Source organism: Shewanella septentrionalis, from assembly GCF_025370265.1.
Lineage (GTDB): Bacteria > Pseudomonadota > Gammaproteobacteria > Enterobacterales > Shewanellaceae > Shewanella > Shewanella hafniensis.
On the sequence record NZ_JAMTCC010000105.1, the window covers coordinates 1 to 1,697 of the forward strand.

Annotated in this window: 3 protein-coding genes; all 3 read left to right on the forward strand. The window is 46.4% G+C overall.

Features of this window, described 5'->3' with window-relative positions; genetic code table 11:
* Positions 1–102 precede the first annotated feature (102 nt).
* Positions 103–405 (forward strand): type IV conjugative transfer system protein TraL, encoded by a 303-nt coding sequence (traL, locus tag NE536_RS22690; protein WP_012197972.1) that lies wholly within the window; start codon positions 103–105, stop codon positions 403–405.
* Between the two features lie 40 nt (positions 406–445).
* Complete coding sequence (gene traE / locus NE536_RS22695) at positions 446–1,012, forward strand: type IV conjugative transfer system protein TraE (RefSeq protein WP_219255715.1); 567 nt, start codon at positions 446–448, stop codon at positions 1,010–1,012.
* A partial coding sequence (gene traK / locus NE536_RS22700) for a type-F conjugative transfer system secretin TraK (protein ID WP_261274107.1) occupies positions 1,012–1,697 on the forward strand: 686 nt, incomplete at its 3' end. The genes traE and traK, both read left to right, overlap by 1 nt.

Genomic DNA, 1,697 nt, shown 5'->3' on the forward strand with positions numbered 1-1,697 from the left:
ATTACTGGCTTTTTAACCAAAAACTGGGGAGCCGCTATTGGGGCTTTTGTCGTTGGTATGATCTTCGTCAACGTGGCCTTAAAGGTTGTAGGTCTATAGGCCGTGGATAACCCCACTCAGTTTTTTAGCATCCCTAAACACCTCAATAACACCCCTACGTTATTAGGTTTTGCTATGGATGAACTTGTTCCTGCCTTAGTGTTTTTTGCCGTGTTATTCATGATGGATCACGCGCTCATTGGCATGGCGCTAGCCTCTTCATGGTTTTTAGGGATGCGCAGAATGAAATCGCAATACGGCATGTGCGTGTTACGCCTCACTGCCTATTGGTATGCCCCTGCAGAATTTAGCGCATCATTTTTAAAACGAACACCTGCGGCCTGTCGCCGCTACTGGTTACGTTAAATGATGTGAATTAGGGGGCTTATCCCCCTAAGGATGCCCCATGTTACAAAAGAACAAAATCGACTTTATCCGCATTGCAAAATCCCTCAACACGCTTCTGTTAATCGGCTTTACCGTAGCCATGATCAGTAACACGGTCCTAGCAAGTATTGTATGGATGGCTTACTTCAATAAAAGCCGCACCGTTGTACCACCGACCATCAGCGCAGCCTTTACCGTATCAGACACGTCTATAGATGAACCGTATTTACAGCAAATGGCCGAATACTTTGCCTTTCTAAAACTCAATGTCACGCCCGCTTCGGTAGACCATCAGTACAAACAGCTCGCGAGCTATATCGATGAAGCTGATTGGCATCAGATGCAACCTTTACTGGTTGAAGATGCCGCCATGATTAAAAAACAAAACATCAGCAGCCACTTCACCATCAATGAAACCCAAATAGCCCTTGATGATCGTCTCGTCAAAATAACGGGCACGTTAAACAAATATGTGGGCAAACGCGCGCTAGAACCCGAAACCATCAGCTACATCATTGCCATGAATTATGACCATGGCCAACTGTCGCTCAAAGCCATTAAGAAAGTGCAAAAGGACGTTAAATAATGAAGATTGCTAACCCACTTGTTTTCGCAGCCTGCGCGCTTTTTCCTATGAGCGTGTTAGCGGCAAATACGCCCCCAAAACACTACGGATTCAACGACAGTGAAACGGTTCCTATTGAGCTGTCGAGTGTTGATATCAACCGCTTAGTCGTTGAAGGTGACAAAATCACCTCGATTGATTGTCCAGAAGGATTTTGCGTTGTCACTGGCACGAAATCGGATAAATCCGGTGCAGCGCGCGTTAACCTCAATTTGGCCATGCCATTCACAGCCTATGTATCAACAGAAAAGGGCAGACATTTCGGCTTATTCATCAGCCCTAAAGCCATTCCTGCCGTGACCTCTATCTTCACTGCAGAACATTATCGCGAAGAACAACCCTCCGTTTTCGATAAGAAAACCCCGTACCCAACCATGATGACCGAGTTCACCGCGCAAATGATCCGCTACCTCGCCACGGGTAAACCAATTGACGGTTATCGTGTGCATGTCGTCAATGATGACCTTGAACGCACCACGCTAGACAGTGAGCCGAGAGGCACGGAAACATCTATCGATGACGCGATGTTTACTCGCTTAAATGAGCAACAAATGCCTAAACCAGCAGGACTAACAACAGAACCTGCTTTCGTGTTCACTGGTAAGCATTTCAACGGCATCATTTATCGCGTAACAAACCACGCAGC

What these genes read in the sequence shown, in the direction of transcription:
- traE (WP_219255715.1), top strand. Translation starts at nt 446, where the DNA reads ATGTTACAAAAGAACAAAATCGACTTTATCCGCATTGCAAAATCCCTC.